General features: G+C 59.7%; 17 protein-coding genes. 2 read left to right on the top strand and 15 right to left on the bottom strand.

Annotated features, from left to right (window positions below; all coding sequences use genetic code 11):
* Positions 1-1,440 (top strand): cardiolipin synthase, encoded by a 1,440-nt coding sequence (cls, locus tag ABOC32_RS03250; RefSeq protein ID WP_426810120.1) that lies wholly within the window; start codon positions 1-3, stop codon positions 1,438-1,440.
* 167 nt (positions 1,441-1,607) lie between these two features.
* Here the strand turns inward: cls and cfaB are convergent, their stop codons facing one another.
* Entirely contained in the window at positions 1,608-2,792 is a 1,185-nt protein-coding gene (gene cfaB, locus ABOC32_RS03245; protein ID WP_426810119.1) for a C17 cyclopropane fatty acid synthase CfaB, read from the bottom strand.
* A gap of 207 nt (positions 2,793-2,999) precedes the next feature.
* Between cfaB and lpdA the strand changes: the two genes are divergently transcribed.
* A complete protein-coding gene (gene lpdA / locus ABOC32_RS03240) occupies positions 3,000-4,400 on the top strand; it encodes a dihydrolipoyl dehydrogenase (protein ID WP_426810118.1) in 1,401 nt (466 codons plus the stop codon).
* A gap of 90 nt (positions 4,401-4,490) precedes the next feature.
* Here the strand turns inward: lpdA and glmS are convergent, their stop codons facing one another.
* The 14 genes from glmS to ABOC32_RS03170 form a co-directional block, all read right to left on the bottom strand.
* Positions 4,491-6,326, bottom strand: coding sequence for a glutamine--fructose-6-phosphate transaminase (isomerizing) (gene glmS / locus ABOC32_RS03235; protein ID WP_426810117.1), 1,836 nt, complete (start codon positions 6,324-6,326; stop codon positions 4,491-4,493).
* Positions 6,327-6,329: 3 nt separating this feature from the next.
* A complete protein-coding gene (locus ABOC32_RS03230; RefSeq protein WP_234226195.1) occupies positions 6,330-7,106 on the bottom strand; it encodes a DeoR family transcriptional regulator in 777 nt (258 codons plus the stop codon).
* A gap of 304 nt (positions 7,107-7,410) precedes the next feature.
* Complete coding sequence (gene glmU, locus ABOC32_RS03225; protein WP_426810116.1) at positions 7,411-8,778, bottom strand: bifunctional UDP-N-acetylglucosamine diphosphorylase/glucosamine-1-phosphate N-acetyltransferase GlmU; 1,368 nt, start codon at positions 8,776-8,778, stop codon at positions 7,411-7,413.
* A 120-nt stretch (positions 8,779-8,898) separates the two neighbouring features.
* Positions 8,899-9,318 (bottom strand): F0F1 ATP synthase subunit epsilon, encoded by a 420-nt coding sequence (locus ABOC32_RS03220; RefSeq protein WP_041167946.1) that lies wholly within the window; start codon positions 9,316-9,318, stop codon positions 8,899-8,901.
* A 43-nt stretch (positions 9,319-9,361) separates the two neighbouring features.
* Positions 9,362-10,738 (bottom strand): F0F1 ATP synthase subunit beta, encoded by a 1,377-nt coding sequence (gene atpD / locus ABOC32_RS03215; protein ID WP_016502294.1) that lies wholly within the window; start codon positions 10,736-10,738, stop codon positions 9,362-9,364.
* Between the two features lie 27 nt (positions 10,739-10,765).
* Positions 10,766-11,626: a F0F1 ATP synthase subunit gamma gene (gene atpG / locus ABOC32_RS03210; protein WP_016502295.1), complete on the bottom strand. Its 861-nt coding sequence runs from the start codon at positions 11,624-11,626 to the stop codon at positions 10,766-10,768.
* A 48-nt stretch (positions 11,627-11,674) separates the two neighbouring features.
* Positions 11,675-13,219: a F0F1 ATP synthase subunit alpha gene (gene atpA, locus ABOC32_RS03205; protein WP_027592078.1), complete on the bottom strand. Its 1,545-nt coding sequence runs from the start codon at positions 13,217-13,219 to the stop codon at positions 11,675-11,677.
* 21 nt (positions 13,220-13,240) lie between these two features.
* Positions 13,241-13,777 carry a F0F1 ATP synthase subunit delta gene (locus ABOC32_RS03200; RefSeq protein ID WP_003253191.1) on the bottom strand — a complete coding sequence of 179 codons (537 nt, stop codon included), beginning with the start codon at positions 13,775-13,777 and terminating at the stop codon, positions 13,241-13,243.
* A gap of 12 nt (positions 13,778-13,789) precedes the next feature.
* Positions 13,790-14,260, bottom strand: a complete 471-nt coding sequence (locus ABOC32_RS03195; protein WP_003253189.1) for a F0F1 ATP synthase subunit B — start codon at positions 14,258-14,260, stop codon at positions 13,790-13,792.
* Positions 14,261-14,316: 56 nt separating this feature from the next.
* Entirely contained in the window at positions 14,317-14,574 is a 258-nt protein-coding gene (gene atpE / locus ABOC32_RS03190) for a F0F1 ATP synthase subunit C (protein ID WP_003097235.1), read from the bottom strand.
* A gap of 141 nt (positions 14,575-14,715) precedes the next feature.
* Positions 14,716-15,585, bottom strand: a complete 870-nt coding sequence (gene atpB / locus ABOC32_RS03185; RefSeq protein WP_086976548.1) for a F0F1 ATP synthase subunit A — start codon at positions 15,583-15,585, stop codon at positions 14,716-14,718.
* 16 nt (positions 15,586-15,601) lie between these two features.
* Positions 15,602-16,009 (bottom strand): F0F1 ATP synthase subunit I, encoded by a 408-nt coding sequence (locus ABOC32_RS03180; RefSeq protein ID WP_008092225.1) that lies wholly within the window; start codon positions 16,007-16,009, stop codon positions 15,602-15,604.
* Positions 16,010-16,158: 149 nt separating this feature from the next.
* On the bottom strand, positions 16,159-17,031 hold the full coding sequence (locus tag ABOC32_RS03175) for a ParB/RepB/Spo0J family partition protein (RefSeq protein WP_016502296.1): 873 nt from the start codon (positions 17,029-17,031) through the stop codon (positions 16,159-16,161).
* Between the two features lie 9 nt (positions 17,032-17,040).
* On the bottom strand, positions 17,041-17,832 hold the full coding sequence (locus ABOC32_RS03170) for a ParA family protein (RefSeq protein ID WP_016502297.1): 792 nt from the start codon (positions 17,830-17,832) through the stop codon (positions 17,041-17,043).
* Between the last annotated feature and the right edge of the window lie 14 nt (positions 17,833-17,846).

Here is a 17,846-nt window from a genome sequence, read left to right as displayed (position 1 = left end):
ATGGATTACCACAGCCCCTACTTTTTTGGTTACCTACTCGGACTGATTCACCTACTGGGTATCGTTGCCGCACTGCACGCGATCTTCACCGTGCGTACCGCCCAAGGCGCCATCGCCTGGGCCATGCCCTTGTTCTTCATCCCCTACCTTACCTTGATCCCCTACCTGGTTTTCGGCGCCCGCTCGTTCTACGCCTACATCAAGGCCAGGCGCCAGGCCAACCAGGAAATGCACGTGGCCATGGCCAATCTCAACTGGCGGCCCTGGGTAGAGGAAGCCCTGACCGCCCGTGAATCAGAAAGCTATGCAGCACTGCGCGCCATGCCTAAGCTGGGCCGCATGCCCTGCCTGGCGAACAATGAAGTGAAGTTGCTGATCGATGGCAAAGCCACCTTCGATGCCATCTTCGCCGCCATCGAAAAGGCCCGCGATGTGGTGCTGGTGCAGTTCTTCATCATCCATGACGACAACCTCGGCAAGGCATTACAGCAGCTGCTGCTACGCAAGGCTGCCGAAGGGGTGCAGGTGTTCGTGCTGTATGACCGCGTTGGCAGCCATGCCTTGCCAACCAGCTACAGCCAGAAGCTGCGCGACGGCGGCGTACAGATTCATGCCTTCGCCACCCGCCGCGGTTGGTTCAACCGCTTCCAGGTGAACTTCCGCAACCATCGCAAGATCGTGGTGGTGGATGGCCTGATCGGGTTCATCGGTGGGCACAACGTGGGCGATGAATACCTCGGTGAGCACCCGAAACTTTCCCCCTGGCGCGACACCCATGTGCAGATCGGCGGGCCGGTGCTGGCCTGCCTGCAGGAGTCGTTTGCCGAGGATTGGTACTGGGCCACGCGCCAGCTGCCACCGCTGATCCTGCCGGATACCTACCCGGATAATGGCGTGCTGTGCCAGGCCTTGGCCAGCGGCCCGGCCGATCCGCAGGAAACCTGCTCGCTGTTCTTCCTCGAAGCAATTCATTCAGCTACCCGGCGGGTGTGGATCACCAGCCCCTACTTCATCCCGGACGAAGCGGTGTTCGCCGCCTTGCGCCTGGCGGTACTGCGCGGGGTCGATGTGCGCGTGCTGATCCCTTCACGGCCAGACCACCGTGTGGTCTATGCCGCCTCCAGCCTGTTCGCTTTCGAAGCGGTGCGCGCGGGTGTGCGCATGTTCCGCTATCAGCCGGGCTTCCTGCATCAGAAGGTGGTGCTGGTGGATGATGATGTCAGCGCGATCGGCAGTGCCAACCTGGACAACCGCTCGTTCCGCCTGAACTTCGAGATCACCCTGCTGACCGTCGACCGCAGCTTCGCAGATCAGGTGGAGCACATGCTGATCAACGACTTTGAACAGTCGCGGGAAATAACTGCGGAGGACAGCCTCGACACTCATCGACTGCAGCAATTGGGGATGCGGATTGCACGGCTGATTTCGCCGATCCTTTAAGGTGCAGTGTCAGTGGGTGCAGTAATGGATTCCTAGATTCCAAGACAATCGCAGCACCTGTAGGAGCAGCCTTGTGCTGCGAAGAGGCCATTGCAGCAGAAGATGATCTTCAGCCATACCGGCCTCTTCGCAGCGCAAGGCTGCTCCTACAGGATGCAGTTACCTTTTCACCGATACAGGTCTTCGCGCGTCCAGGGCAGGTCATGGTGCCCATCGGCGTATGGCTTCACCGCCAGTATCTGGTGCAGGTTGATCCAGCCCTTCTCAAAGGCATACGCACACCCTGCGAGGTACAAGCGCCAGATGCGTAATGTCTTTTCAGGCACCAGCGCTGCCGCCTTGTGCAACTGGTTCTCAAGGTTTGTGCTCCAGTGATGCAGCGTCTTGGCGTAGTGCAGGCGCAGGCTTTCCACGTCTACCACCTCCAGCCCCGCTTCACAGATGTTGGCACTGATCATCGACAGGTGAGGCAGCTCGCCATGGGGGAACACGTAGCGGTCGATGAACTCACCTGCACCACGCCCGACCGGCCGCCCATCGATGTGCTTGGCGGTGATACCGTGGTTCATCACCAGCCCTCCTTCCCTCACGGCGCCGAACAGTTTCTGGCAATACAGCGCCAGGTTGGCATGCCCGACATGCTCGAACATGCCAACGCTGACAACCTTGTCGAAGCGGCCATCCTGAGGCAGGTCACGGTAGTCGAGAATCTGCAGGTCGACCTTGTTGGCCAAGCCTTCAACCTTGACCCTCTGCCGGCCGAGCTTGAGCTGCTCCTTGCTCAAGGTGATGCCGAATACCTTGGCGTCATATTCACGTGCCGCGAAGCGGGCAAGCCCGCCCCACCCACAGCCAACATCCAACAGGTAGTCGCCGGCGGTCAGGCGCAACTTGCGACAGAGGTGGTCAAACTTGTCCTGTTGTGCCTGATCGAGCGTGTTGTCCGGCTCGCGGAAATAGGCGCATGAATAAGCCATGTCCTGATCCAGCCACAGCTGGTAGAACGCGTTGGACACATCATAGTGATAGGAGATGGCTTTGGCGTCAGTGCTCTTGTCATGAGGCAGCCGGTGCGGCGACGCTTCATCTTCGTCCGCCAGCAGCGCTTCGCTCAACTCATCGCACACGCGGATGGCCTCACCTATGTCGCCCTCCAGCTCCAGCTGTCCTTCGACGAATGCGGTGCCCAGCTGGTCCATGCTTGGGTGGGTCAACTGGCTGATCAACCGTGGTTCCTTGACCAGAATGGTGACCTGAGGACTAGGCCCGAGATCGAACTGGTTACCGTCCCACAGTTTCAGCCGCAGCGGCAGATGCAGGCTCTGCAATGCCGGTGGAAGTTGAGCAAGCATGAAAGACCCTCCTATCCGTAATTGGCCACGACGCCTGATATTTCGAACGTCGCCGGATCAGAGTAGTTCATTGGTGGGAGGTTTCCTCTAAACGAGACCAAGGTCTAGAACCAACTGATCTTATCCACACAGCAGATTGTATACAATTCTCGCATCTCAGCTTAACCTTGTGCCCCTCTTGCGCTTCTACATCCTGGAGTTGAACCCATGAAATCCTATGACGTGGTGATCATCGGCGGTGGCCCTGGCGGCTACAACGCAGCCATCCGCGCTGGCCAGCTGGGCCTGAGCGTCGCCTGCGTGGAAGGCCGCTCGACCTTGGGCGGCACGTGTTTGAACGTGGGCTGCATGCCCTCCAAGGCACTGCTGCATGCCTCCGAGCTGTACGAGGCCGCCAGCGGTGAAGAGTTCGCTCACCTCGGTATCGAAGTGAAACCCACCCTCAACCTCGCCCAGATGATGAAACAGAAGGACGAGAGCGTGACCGGCCTGACCAAGGGCATCGAATACCTGTTTCGCAAGAACAAGGTCGACTGGATCAAGGGTTGGGGCCGCCTGGACGGTGTCGGCAAAGTTGTGGTCAAGGCTGAAAACGGCAGCGAAACGGCGCTGCAAGCCAAGGACGTGGTCATTGCCACCGGCTCCGAGCCCACTCCTCTGCCGGGCGTGACCATCGACAACCAGCGCATCATCGACTCGACCGGCGCGCTGTCGCTGCCGCAAGTGCCCAAGCACCTGGTCGTCATCGGTGCCGGCGTGATCGGCCTTGAGCTGGGTTCGGTCTGGCGCCGCCTGGGTAGCCAGGTCACCGTCATCGAATACCTCGACCGCATCTGCCCGGGTACCGACACGGAAACCGCCAAGACCCTGCAAAAGGCACTTGCCAAGCAAGGCATGGTGTTCAAGCTGGGCAGCAAGGTGACTCAAGCCACTGCAAGTGCCGATGGCGTGAGCCTGACGCTGGAGCCTGCTGCCGGCGGCACCGCAGAATCGCTGCAGGCCGATTACGTGCTGGTGGCTATCGGCCGCCGCCCTTATACCAAAGGGCTGAACCTTGAAAGCGTGGGCCTGGAAACAGACAAGCGCGGCATGCTCGGCAACGAACACCACCGCACTTCAGTACCCGGTGTGTGGGTGATTGGTGACGTGACTTCCGGCCCGATGCTGGCGCACAAAGCCGAAGACGAAGCAGTCGCCTGCATCGAGCGCATTGCCGGCAAGCCCCACGAGGTCAACTACAACCTCATCCCTGGCGTGATCTACACCCGCCCGGAGCTGGCCACCGTGGGCAAGACCGAAGAGCAGCTCAAAGCCGAAGGGCGTGCCTATAAAGTAGGCAAGTTCCCCTTCACCGCCAACAGCCGCGCCAAGATCAACCACGAGACCGAAGGCTTCGCCAAAGTCATCGCCGATGCCCAAACCGATGAAGTACTGGGTGTGCACCTGGTGGGCCCAAGCGTCAGCGAGATGATCGGTGAGTTCTGCGTGGCCATGGAGTTCTCGGCCTCGGCAGAAGACATCGCCCTCACCTGCCACCCCCACCCGACCCGCTCCGAGGCCTTGCGCCAGGCAGCGATGAATGTGGACGGCATGGCGATGCAGATCTGAGCGGAGCCGTCCGGCTGCGCTGTTTCTTAGGTATCAGAAAGAAAAAAGCCCTCCATAGGGAGGGCTTTCGAACCGGGCACGCTGTGTTGGTTACTCGACAGTAACCGACTTCGCCAGGTTACGCGGCTGGTCCACGTCGGTGCCTTTGAGCACGGCCACGTAGTACGACAGCAGTTGCAATGGGATGGTGTACAGGATCGGCGCCAGCGCATCGGCGATGTGCGGGACCTTGATCACGTGAGTGCCTTCACCATTGGTCATGCCAGCGTGCTCGTCGGCGAACACCACCAACTCGCCACCACGGGCGCGCACTTCCTGCAGGTTGGATTTCAGCTTTTCCAGCAGTTCGTTGTTCGGGGCAACGGTAACCACCGGCATGTCGTTATCGACCAGTGCCAACGGGCCGTGCTTCAGCTCGCCTGCCGGGTAGGCTTCGGCGTGGATGTAGGAGATTTCCTTGAGCTTCAGCGCACCTTCCATCGCCACTGGGTACTGTGCACCACGGCCGAGGAACAGGGTGTGGTGCTTGTCGGCGAACAGCTCGGCGATCTTCTCGACAGTAGCGTCCATGGCCAGGGCTTCGCCCAGGCGGGTCGGCAGGCGGCGCAGTTCTTCAACCAGCTCGGCTTCGACGCCCTCTTCCAAGGTACCGCGCACCTGACCAAGGGCCAGGGTCAGCAGCATCAGCGACACCAGCTGGGTAGTGAAGGCCTTGGTCGAGGCCACACCGATTTCCGGGCCGGCCAAGGTCAGCAGGGTCAGGTCCGACTCACGCACCAGCGAGCTGATGCCAACGTTGCAGATTGCCAGGCTGCCGAGGAAGCCCAGCTCCTTGGCGTTACGCAGCGCGGCCAAGGTATCGGCGGTTTCGCCAGACTGCGAGATGGAGACGAACAGGGTATCCGGCTGCACCACTACTTTGCGGTAACGGAATTCGCTGGCCACTTCCACCTGGCACGGGATGCCAGCCAGGCTTTCGAGCCAGTAACGGGCGACCATACCGGCGTGGTAGCTGGTGCCACAGGCAACGATCTGCACGTTGCGCACCTTGGCGAACAGGTCGGCAGCTTTCGGGCCGAAGGCCTGGACCAGCACGTGGTCCTTGCCCAGGCGGCCTTCCAAGGTGCGCTGAACAACGCTTGGCTGCTCGTGAATTTCCTTCAGCATGAAGTGGCGGTAGTTGCCCTTGTCGGCCGCTTCGGCACCTTCATGGTACTGCACGGTTTCGCGCTGGACCTTGTTGCCTTGCTGGTCCCAGATGGTGACCTGGTCACGGCGGATTTCAGCGATGTCGCCTTCTTCCAGGTACATGAAGCGGTCGGTGACCTGGCGCAGGGCCAACTGGTCGGACGCCAGGAAGTTTTCACCCAGGCCCAGGCCGATGACCAGCGGGCTGCCGCTGCGTGCAGCCACCAGGCGGTCAGGCTGCTTGGCGCTGATCAGTGCCAGGCCATAGGCGCCATGCAGGCGCTTCACGGCGGCTTTCAGGGCATCAGTCAGGTCCGGGATGCTCTTCAGGGTGTGGTGGATCAGGTGGACGATGACTTCGGTGTCGGTCTGCGAGGTGAAGATGTAGCCCAGGCCTTTCAGCTCTTCGCGCAGCTCTTCGTGGTTCTCGATGATGCCGTTGTGCACCACAGCCACTTCATCGCCCGAGAAGTGCGGGTGGGCGTTGCCTTCGGTCGGCGCACCGTGGGTAGCCCAACGGGTGTGGGCAATGCCCAGCTGGCCGGCCAGTGGGTCAGCAGCAACTGCGGCTTGCAGCTCGCTGACCTTGCCAATACGGCGGCGGCGCTCGAGCTCACCCGCCTGGGTCAGCACGGCCAGGCCGGCGCTGTCGTACCCACGGTACTCAAGACGCTTGAGGCCTTCGATCAGGATGGCTGTGATATTACGCTCGGCGACAGCACCAACGATTCCACACATGTTTTATTTCTCCTGGCTGATCGCGGCGCAGATCAGGTTGATGCCGCGAGCTTCAATTTGTTCGCGTGCCGCAGCGGGCAGGCGTTCGTCTGTAATAAGGGTATGCACGCTGCCCCAGGGCAGCTCAAGGTTGGGGATCTTGCGCCCCACCTTGTCCGACTCGACCATCACGATCACTTCACGGGCAACTTCGGCCATCACGCGGCTAAGCCCGAGCAACTCGTTGAAGGTAGTGGTGCCCCGGCCCAGGTCGATGCCGTCGGCGCCGATAAACAGCTGATCAAAATCGTAAGAGCGTAAAACCTGCTCGGCCACCTGGCCCTGGAACGACTCGGAATGGGGGTCCCAGGTGCCACCGGTCATCAGCAGCACCGGCTCGTGTTCGAGGTCGCAGATGGCACGGGCCACGTTCAGTGAATTGGTCATCACCACCAGGCCGGGCTGGCGCCCCAGTTCGGGGATCATGGCTGCCGTGGTGCTCCCGCTGTCGATGATGATGCGCGCATGCTCGCGGATACGGCCGACGGCGGCGCGGGCGATGGCCTTCTTGTAGGAAGACACAGGCTGGGCCGGCTCACCGAGCAGTTCTTGCGGCACCGGTACCGCGCCGCCGTAGCGGCGCAGCAACAGGCCGTTGGTTTCAAGGGCGGCGAGGTCTTTGCGAATGGTCACTTCCGAGGTTTCGAAACGCTTGGCCAAAGCGTCCACGCTCACCTCGCCCTGCTCGCTGAGCAAAGCCAGGATGTTGTGCCGCCGCTGCGGTGTGTTTCGTTTCGACATTTACGTGTAAGTTTCGTTTCGAAAGATAATGGTTGCAATCAAAACCTAAGACGCTCGTTTCGTCAAGCAGTTGCTGCCCTGTGGATAGTTTCTTCTGCTTTGGCAAGGTCCCTGTAGGAGCGGCCTTGTGTCGCGATGGGCTGCATAGCAGCCCCGGCAATTTCGGGTTCACCTCGAACTCCAAGGGGCCGCGTTGCGGCCCATCGCGACACAAGGCCGCTCCTACAAGGGATTACCGATCGCCCAATAAAAAAGCCGACTTATTCACATAAGTCGGCTTTCGATCGAAACAGCTGTGAATAACTCAGCTCTTCTTGATCTTCTCCGGCCGCTTCCAGCCCGAGATGTTGCGCTGGCGCGCACGGCCCACAGCCAGGTCAGCAGCTTCGACAGTCTGGGTAATGGTCGAACCGGCTGCGGTGGTGGCGCCGTCCTTGATTTCCACAGGCGCCACCAGCGAGTTGTTCGAGCCGATGAACACGTCCTCGCCCATCACTGTCTTGAACTTGTTGGCGCCATCGTAGTTGCAGGTGATGGTACCGGCGCCGATATTGGTGCGCGCACCGATTTCAGCATCGCCCAGGTAGGTCAGGTGACCGGCCTTGGCGCCTTCACCCAGGTGGGCGTTTTTCAGTTCGACAAAGTTACCCACATGGGCCTTGGCATCCAGCACGCTGCCTGGGCGCAGGCGGGCGAACGGGCCGGCATCGCTGCCCTCGCCCATCACGGCGCCTTCGAGGTGGCTGTTGGCCTTGACCACCGCGCCTTTGCGCAGGGTGGTGTTCTTGATGACGCAGTTAGGGCCGATCTGCACATCGTCCTCGATGACCACTTTGCCTTCGAGAATCACGTTGATATCGATCAGCACGTCGCGACCAACGGTCACTTCACCGCGTACATCGAAGCGCGCCGGGTCGCGCAGGGTCACACCCTGGGCCATCAAGCGGCGGCCTTCACGCAGCTGGTAGTGACGCTCCAGCTCGGACAGCTGACGACGATCGTTGGCGCCCTGCACTTCCATCGGGTCGTGAGGCTGTTCAGTGGCCACCACCAGGCCGTCAGCCACTGCCATGGCGATGACGTCGGTCAGGTAGTACTCGCCCTGGGCGTTGTTGTTGGACAGGCGGCCCATCCAGTCAGCCAGGCGCGCGGCTGGCAGGGCCAGAATACCGGTGTTGCCTTCCTTGATGGCTTTCTGCGCGTCGTTGGCGTCCTTGTGCTCAACGATGGCAGTCACCTGGCCTTGCTCGTCACGCACGATGCGGCCATAGCCGGTCGGGTCGTCGAGCGTAACCGTCAGCAGGCCCAGCTGCTGGTCATTGGCCTTGGCCAGCAGACGCTGCAGGGTCTCCACTTCGATCAACGGTACATCGCCGTACAGCACCAGCACGGTGTCGGCGGTCACGGCCGGCAGAGCCTGTGCTACCGCATGGCCGGTACCCAGCTGTTTTTCCTGCATGACGAAGTTCAGGTCATCAGCGGCCAGGCGCTCGCGAACCAGCTCGGCACCATGGCCAATGACCACGTGAATACCTTGCGGCTGCAGCTGGCGCGCGCTGTGGATAACATGGCCGAGCATGGAGTTGCCGGCTACGGGGTGCAGCACCTTGGGCAGCGCCGAGCGCATGCGGGTGCCTTGGCCCGCGGCGAGAATAACGATATCGAGTGACATTACTGGCTACCAATCCTGGGCGGTCAGTGAAAGACCGGGGGAGAAAAAACAGAAAAAGAAAAAGGGTAGCCGAGGCTACCCTTTTACTCAATCGCAACAGAAGTTATCAGCCGAGGCCGATTACTTGCCTTTGCGCATTTGCTGGACGGTACGCAGCTGTGCTGCGGCCTCGGCCAGACGTGCGGCGGCGGCACTGTAGTCGAAGTCCGCGCCTTTCAGATTCAGGGCGTTCTCGGCAGCCTTGAGGGCTTCCTGAGCTTGCGCTTCATCCAGGTCAGCAGCACGTTGCACGGTATCGGCAAGCACCTTGACCATGTTCGGCTGAACCTCGAGGAAACCACCAGAGATGTAGAACACCTCTTGGGCGCCACCCTGCTTGGTCAGCGTAATCGGACCTGGCTTCAGATTGGTGATCAGCGGCGCGTGGCCTGGAGCGATACCAAGATCACCCAGGTTACCGTGCGCAACCACCATCTCGACCAGACCGGAGAAAATTTCTCCTTCCGCGCTGACGATATCGCAATGGACTGTCATAGCCATCTGCTTGCCTCAACCTGATAGCGCCCCTTGCGGGGCGCAGGAATTACAGTTTCTTGGCTTTCTCGATCGCTTCGTCGATGCTGCCGACCATGTAGAACGCTTGTTCTGGCAGGTGGTCGTAGTCACCTTTGAGGATGCCGCTGAAGCCAGCGATGGTGTCTTTCAGGGAAACGTATTTGCCTGGCGAACCGGTGAAGACTTCGGCCACGAAGAACGGCTGCGACAGGAAGCGCTGGATCTTACGAGCGCGGGCTACCAGTTGCTTGTCGGTCTCGGACAATTCGTCCATACCCAGGATCGCAATGATGTCCTTCAGCTCTTTGTAGCGCTGCAGAACATACTGAACGCCACGAGCGGTGTCGTAGTGCTCGTTGCCGATCACGTTCGGGTCCAGCTGGCGCGAAGTCGAGTCCAGTGGATCGACCGCTGGGTAGATACCCAGGGAGGCGATGTCACGGGACAGAACGACGGTGGCGTCCAAGTGGGCGAAGGTGGTCGCTGGCGACGGGTCGGTCAAGTCGTCCGCAGGTACGTATACGGCCTGGACGGAGGTGATCGAACCTTCCTTGGTGGAGGTGATGCGCTCTTGCAGAACGCCCATCTCTTCAGCCAGGGTCGGCTGGTAACCTACTGCCGAAGGCATACGGCCCAGCAGTGCGGATACTTCGGTACCGGCCAGGGTGTAACGATAGATGTTGTCGACGAACAGCAGAACGTCGTTACCTTCGTCACGGAACTTCTCAGCCATGGTCAGGCCGGTCAGCGCTACGCGCAGACGGTTTCCTGGTGGCTCGTTCATCTGACCGTAGACCAGCGCTACTTTGTCGAGAACGTTGGAGTCCTTCATCTCGTGGTAGAAGTCGTTACCCTCACGAGTACGCTCACCCACACCAGCGAACACGGAGTAACCGCTGTGTTCCATGGCGATGTTACGGATCAGTTCCATCATGTTTACGGTCTTGCCGACACCGGCACCACCGAACAGACCAACTTTACCACCCTTGGCGAACGGGCAAACCAGGTCGATAACCTTGATGCCGGTTTCCAGCAGGTCGTTGCCGCCTGCCTGGTCAGCGAACGAAGGCGCTGGCTGGTGGATACCGCGACGCTCTTCTTCACCGATCGGGCCGGCTTCGTCGATCGGGTTGCCCAGTACGTCCATGATACGGCCGAGAGTGGCCTTACCAACAGGAACGGAAATGGCAGCGCCGGAGTCAACGACTTCCAGACCGCGCTTCAGGCCTTCGGTGGAGCCCATCGCAATGGTACGAACCACGCCGTCGCCCAGCTGCTGCTGAACTTCCAGGGTGGTTTCCGCGCCTTGTACTTTCAGCGCGTTGTATACACTCGGCACGACATCACGTGGGAATTCCACGTCGATGACGGCGCCGATGATTTGAACGATACGTCCGCTACTCATAGCTGGATCCTCTGAATTTTTGAACCGTTAAACCGCGGCAGCGCCGCCGACGATTTCCGAGATCTCCTGGGTGATCGCAGCCTGACGCGCCTTGTTGTAGATCAACTGAAGCTCTTTGATCAAATCACCGGCGTTGTCTGTGGCGTTCTTCATGGCGATCATCCGGGCCGCTTGTTCAGCAGCGTTGTTCTCGACCACCGCCTGGTATACCTGCGACTCCACGTAACGCACCATCAAGCCGTCCAGCAGCTCTTTTGCGTCGGGTTCGTACAGGTAATCCCAGTGATGCTTGAGATCCTGATCCGGGGTTGCCACCAACGGTACCAATTGCTCGACCGTTGGCTTCTGGGTCATGGTGTTGATGAACTTGTTCGAAACCACGGAGAGGCGATCGATACGGCCGTCCAGGTAGGCGTCCAGCATCACTTTGACGGAGCCGATCAGATCGTTGATCGATGGCTCTTCGCCCAAGTGGCTGATCGCTGCTACGACGTTGCCGCCAAAGATGCGGAAGAAAGTCGCACCCTTGCTGCCGATCACGCACAGGTCGATTTCCACGCCCTGTTCGCGGTTTGCGCTCATGTCCTTGACCAAGGCCTTGAACAGGTTGGTATTCAAGCCACCGCACAGACCACGGTCACTGCTCACCACGATATAACCGGCGCGCTTTACAGGGCGCTCGATCATGAACGGGTGGCGGTATTCCGGGTTGGCGTTGGCCAGATGACCGATCACCTGGCGGATACGCTCCGCGTAAGGACGGCTAGCAGCCATGCGCATTTGTGCCCTGCGCATCTTGCTGACCGCCACTTTCTCCATGGCGCTGGTAATTTTTTGCGTGCTTTTGATGCTCGCAATCTTACTGCGAATCTCTTTTGCGCCTGCCATGTATCACCTATCAGGTTAGCAAGCGGGGGCCAGGGCCCCCGCTGCGGCTTACCAGGTCTGGGTGGCCTTGAACTTCTCGATACCGGCTTTCAGGCCTGCGTCGATTTCGTCGTTGAAGTCACCCTTCACGTTGATCTTCGCCATCAGTTCAGCGTGATCACGGTTGAAGAAGGCGATCAGTGCTTGCTCGAAGCTGCCGATCTTGGAGACTTCTACGTCGGTCAGGAAGCCACGCTCAGCGGCGTACAGCGACAGGGCCATGTCCGCGATGGACATTGGCGCGTACTGCTTCTGCTTCATCAGCTCGGTAACGCGCTGACCATGCTCCAGCTGCTTGCGGGTCGCTTCGTCCAGATCGGACGCGAACTGGGCGAATGCAGCCAGTTCACGGTACTGAGCCAGCGCGGTACGAATACCACCGGACAGCTTCTTGATGATCTTGGTCTGAGCGGCACCACCTACGCGGGATACCGAAACACCGGCGTTCACTGCAGGGCGGATGCCCGAGTTGAACATGGCCGATTCCAGGAAGATCTGACCGTCGGTGATGGAAATCACGTTGGTCGGAACGAACGCGGAAACGTCGCCAGCCTGGGTTTCGATGATCGGCAGAGCGGTCAGGGAACCGGTTTTGCCAGTGACAGCACCGTTGGTGAACTTCTCGACGTACTCTTCCGAAACGCGCGATGCACGCTCCAGCAGACGGGAGTGGAGATAGAACACGTCGCCTGGGTACGCTTCACGTCCTGGTGGACGGCGCAGCAGCAGGGAGATCTGACGGTAGGCAACGGCCTGCTTGGACAGGTCATCGTAAACGATCAGTGCGTCTTCACCGCGGTCACGGAAGAACTCGCCCATGGTGCAACCGGCGTATGGCGCCAGGAATTGCAGTGCGGCGGATTCCGAAGCACTGGCAACCACCACGATGGTGTTTTTCAGTGCGTCGTTTTCTTCCAGCTTGCGAACGATGTTGGCAACGGTGGAACGCTTCTGGCCGACAGCTACATAAACACAGAAAATACCGGAGTCTTTCTGGTTGATGATGGCGTCGATGGCCATGGCGGTCTTGCCGATCTGACGGTCGCCAATGATCAGCTCACGCTGGCCACGGCCGACAGGGATCATGGCGTCGACGGATTTGTAGCCAGTCTGTACAGGCTGGTCTACCGACTTACGCCAGATCACGCCTGGAGCTACTTTCTCGACCGCGTCGGTCTGGGTGTTGCCCAGAGGACCTTTGCCGTCGATCGGGTTGCCCAGTGCGTCGACGACGCGGCCCAGCAGTTCCTTACCAACCGGAACTTCCAGGATGCGGCCGGTGCACTTGGCGCTCATGCCTTCGGCGAGGGTGTCGTAGGCACCCAGGATCACTGCACCTACGGAGTCTTGCTCCAGGTTCAGTGCCATGCCGTATACGCCGCCCGGGAACTCGATCATTTCGCCGTACATGACGTCGGCCAGACCGTGGATCCGCACGATACCGTCGGAAACCGAAACAACGGTACCTTCGTTACGGGCTTGGGAGCTCACATCGAGGTTGTCGATGCGGCCCTTGATGATTTCACTAATTTCGGAAGGATTGAGTTGCTGCATTGCTCTGCTGCCCCTTCAAACTCAAGATTTCAATGCTTCGGCCAGTTTCGCGATTTTGCCGCGAACAGAGCCATCGATTACCAGGTCACCAGCGCGGATGACGACGCCGCCAATCAGGCTGGCATCCTCCGACGCGTGCAGGCGCACTTCCTGGCCTAACCGTGCACTGAGAACCTTGGCGAGTTTGTCTTGCTGTTCTTGGTTCAACGCGAAGGCACTGGTGACTTCCACGTCCACGGATTTCTCTTGCTCGGCCTTGTACAGGTCAAACAGAGCGGCAATCTCCGGCAGAAGCAGGAGACGGTCGTTTTCCGCGGCAACATGAATGAAATTCTGTGCCTGTGCATTGAACTTGTCACCGCACACGTCAATGAACGTGGCGGCCTTTTCTGCGCTCGTCAGTCGCGGGGCCTTGAGCAGGCGCTGCATGGTGTCGTCTTGCGACACCGCAGCAGCCAGGCCGAGCATGGCTGACCAATTGGCCAGTTGCTGATGGGCCTGGGCATGCTCAAAGGCAGCCTTAGCGTAAGGTCGGGCCAACGTGGTCAGTTCTGCCATGATCGCCCTCGCTTAAATTTCAGCGGCCAGTTTGTTAACCAGCTCCGCATGCGCGTTTTGATCGATTGTGGCGCCAAGGATCTTTTCAGCACCGCCAACGGCCAGAGCACCCACTTGGGCACGCAGGGCGTCTTTAGCGCTGTTCAGTTCCTGTTCGATCTCGGCCAGAGCCTGAGCCTTCACACGGTCAGCTTCGACGCGGGCCTGTTCACGGGCTTCCTCGACAAGCTGAGCAGCGCGTTTCTTGCTTTGCTCAATGATTTCGGCTGCCTGTGCTTTAGCTTCACGCAGTTGCTGACCCGCTTTCTCTTGGGCCAGCTCCAGGTCGCGAGCTGCGCGGTTGGCAGCGTCCAAACCGTCGGCAATCTTCTTTTGGCGCTCTTGCAGGGCAGTGATGACCGGAGGCCATACATACTTCATGCAGAAGAGTACAAAAATCAGGAAAGCAACGGATTGGCCAATCAGGGTTGCATTAATGTTCACGCCAACACCTCGCTCGGTCTTAATTCATACAGCCATCAACTCGTGGTGACGAGTGATTAGCCGGCGATCTGACCAACGAACGGATTCGCGAAGGTGAAGAACAGAGCGATACCAACACCGATCATGGTTACGGCGTCGAGCAGACCGGCAACGATGAACATTTTAACCTGCAGCATCGGAACCATTTCTGGTTGACGAGCAGCGCCTTCCAGGAATTTGCCGCCCAGCAGGCCGAAACCAATGGCGGTACCCAGTGCACCCAGGCCGATCAGCAGAGCAACAGCGATAGCGGTCAGACCAACTACAGTTTCCATCTTTCCTCCCGACTTTTACGTCGTATTGGTTAGGTTTTTAGTTTGAAGCGGTAAAACAAATCGTGAGTACAGCTGCCCTTGCGGACTTTTTAAGCCCTCCCCCGAACAGGCGGGGAAGGCTATCAGACACGCCAGGCGGTCTTAATGGTTATCTTCGTGGGCCATCGACAGGTAGACGATGGTCAGCATCATGAAGATGAAAGCTTGCAGGGTGATGATCAGGATGTGGAACACAGCCCACGCCCATTGCAGCACCACACCCAGGCCGCTGAGCCACAGCAGGCCCGAGCCGAACATGACCGCGATCAGGATGAACACCAGTTCGCCGGCATACATGTTGCCGAACAGACGCAGTGCCAGCGAGATCGGCTTGGCGATCAGGGTGACGAATTCCAGCAGGAAGTTGACCGGAATCAGCAGGATCTGCAGGAAGATGTTCTTGCTGCCGAACGGGTGCAGGGTCAGCTCACCGAGGAAGCCGCCCAGGCCCTTGACCTTGATGCTGTAGAAGATGATCAGGGCGAACACGCAGAAGGCCATGGCCAGGGTCGCGTTCGGGTCGGTGGTCGACACGGCGCGGAACGGAATGTGCGGATCACCGGAAATCAGGATGGCCAGCTGAGGAATCCAGTCGACCGGTACCAGGTCAACGGCGTTCATCAGGAATACCCAGACGAAAATGGTCAGCGCCAGCGGAGCAATTACCGGGCTACGGCCGTGGAAGGAGTCCTTCACGCTGCCGTTGACGAAGTCGACCATCACTTCTACGAAGTTCTGCAGACCGCCAGGTTGGCCGGAAGTCGCCTTCTTGGCCGCCATGCGGAAGATGAGCAGGAAGATCAGACCCAGCGCGACGGACCAACCCAGGGTGTCCAGGTGGAACGCCCAGAAGCCCATTGCCTTGGCTTCTGCAGCCGAATGGGCGAAGCCCCAGCTGCCGTCTGGTAGTTGACCGTAGGTCAGGTTCTGCAAGTGGTGCTGGATATAGCCCGAAGCGGTTTCTGCTGCCATGGTTGCCTCAAACGCCCTAAGGTCTCGAAAGTCTTTTATTCATCAGCAGGGGCGCGAACCAGCTGACCAAAAGGGTCAACACGAAGACGCCGAATACTGCTAACGGCGCCAGTGGCTTCACTCCTGCGAAGGTCAGTGCAAAAAGCACTGCCGTCAAAATCATCTTGCCTGCCTCGCCAGCGTAAAACGACTTGACGATAGCTTGTGCAGCCCGAGCTCCGCTGAAGCGAAAAGCCTTCCAGGCGAAATACACATTGGGCAGCCACGCAATCAAACCTCCGCAAAGGCCTGAATATCCACTGACCGCCCCTTTCCACTGCCACAACACCAAGGTTGCCAGCAGCAGTACGACAAATTGAGCCAGCAGTACCGGAAAAACCGCCCAGCGATGGAAAGGCAGGCGGTTTGGCGTGCGAATTTCCATCACAACTGCTCCTCGGAAGTCGACCAACAAGTCAGCTATGACTTGGCATAATTTGTGCCGACAAAATGCGCGCAGAGTATAGGGGTGGATTAACCCCTATTCAACTCTTCGGTAGTGATTTCCGACTGCGCGCTACAACAGGAATTGTTTCAGCGGATGTGAGCAAGCACGCCTTGCAACTCGTCAAGCGAGTTGTAACGAATAACCAACTGGCCTTTGCCCTTGTTGCCATGACGGATCTGGACGGCCGAGCCCAGGCGCTCTGCGAGCCGCTGTTCAAGGCGTGCGATATCCGGATCAGGTTTGCTCGGTTCGACCGGATCAGGCTTGTCACTGAGCCACTGACGCACCAGTGCCTCGGTTTGGCGCACGGTGAGGCCACGTGCGACAACATGACGCGCCCCCTCCTCCTGACGGTTTTCGTCCAGGCCGAGCAATGCGCGTGCGTGACCCATCTCCAGGTCACCGTGGGCGAGCATGGTCTTGATCGCCTCCGGCAGGGTGATCAGGCGCAGCAGGTTGGCCACGGTTACCCGCGACTTGCCCACGGCGTCAGCCACCTGTTGCTGGGTGAGCTCGAATTCCTGCTGCAGACGCTGCAGGGCCATGGCCTCTTCCAGCGGGTTGAGATCTTCGCGCTGGATGTTCTCGATCAGCGCCATGGCAATGGCGGCTTCATCGGGCACTTCGCGGACCATGGCCGGGATCGTGTCCAGGCCGGCCTGCTGAGTCGCGCGCCAGCGGCGCTCACCGGCGATGATCTCGAAGCGGTTGTCGCCAATCGGGCGGACCACGATCGGTTGCATGACGCCATGGCTGCGAATCGAATGCGCCAGCTCTTCCAGCGCCTCCGGGTCCATGTCCCGACGCGGCTGGTACTTGCCACGCTGGATCAGCTCGACCGGCAGGTGTTGCAGTTCTTTCTGGTCGATCTTCACAGCCTGCTCTTCGAGCGCGCTGACGGAAGGACCACTGAGCAGTGCATCCAACCCACGTCCGAGACCCCGTTTCTTGACGGCCATACGGATTCCTTAAGTTGTTTGTGCAGTGCGAGATGGACGGCGCTGACGGCGAACCAGTTCCCCGGCCAGGGCCAGATAAGCCAGCGCGCCGCGCGATTGCTTGTCGTAGGCCAGGGCCGGCATGCCGAAGCTGGGGGCCTCGGCCAGGCGAATGTTGCGCGGAATGACCGTGTCGTACAGCTGCGGGCCAAAGTGTTCCTTCAGCTGCGCCGAAACATCGTTGTTCAGGCTCAGGCGAGGATCGTACATCGTCCGCAGCAGGCCCTCGATCTTCAGCTCCGGGTTCAACCGGGCGGCGATGCGCTTGATGTTATCCACAAGGTCGCTGAGGCCTTCCAGTGCGTAGTACTCGCACTGCATGGGGATGATCACGCCATCGGAAGCGACCAGGGCGTTCAGCGTCAGCATGGACAACGACGGCGGGCAGTCGATCAGGATGTAGTCGTAGTTCTCGCGGATCGGCGCCAGGGCATTGCGCAGGCGGCTCTCCTTGACCTGCATTTCCAGCAGCACCACTTCCGCGGCGGTCAGGTCGCGGTTGGCCGGCAGCAGTTGGAAGCCGCCGTGCTCGGAGTAATGCATGGCCTGGGCCAGGTCGCATTCCCCGATCAGCAGGTCGTAGACCGAGTGCTCGAGCTCGTGCTTGTCCACACCGCTGCCCATGGTGGCGTTGCCCTGCGGATCGAGGTCGATCAGCAGCACACGACGCTTGGTCGCGGCCAGCGAGGCGGCGAGATTGATACAGGTGGTGGTCTTGCCTACACCACCTTTCTGGTTCGCGATTGCGAATACCTTAGCCATTGATGCGCGTGTTC

The sequence above is a fragment of the Pseudomonas sp. WOUb67 genome (genome assembly GCF_050058005.1).
GTDB lineage: Bacteria > Pseudomonadota > Gammaproteobacteria > Pseudomonadales > Pseudomonadaceae > Aquipseudomonas > Aquipseudomonas putida_R.
Note: the sequence above shows the minus strand (reverse complement) of the source record. Positions and strands in the feature narration are given on the sequence as shown.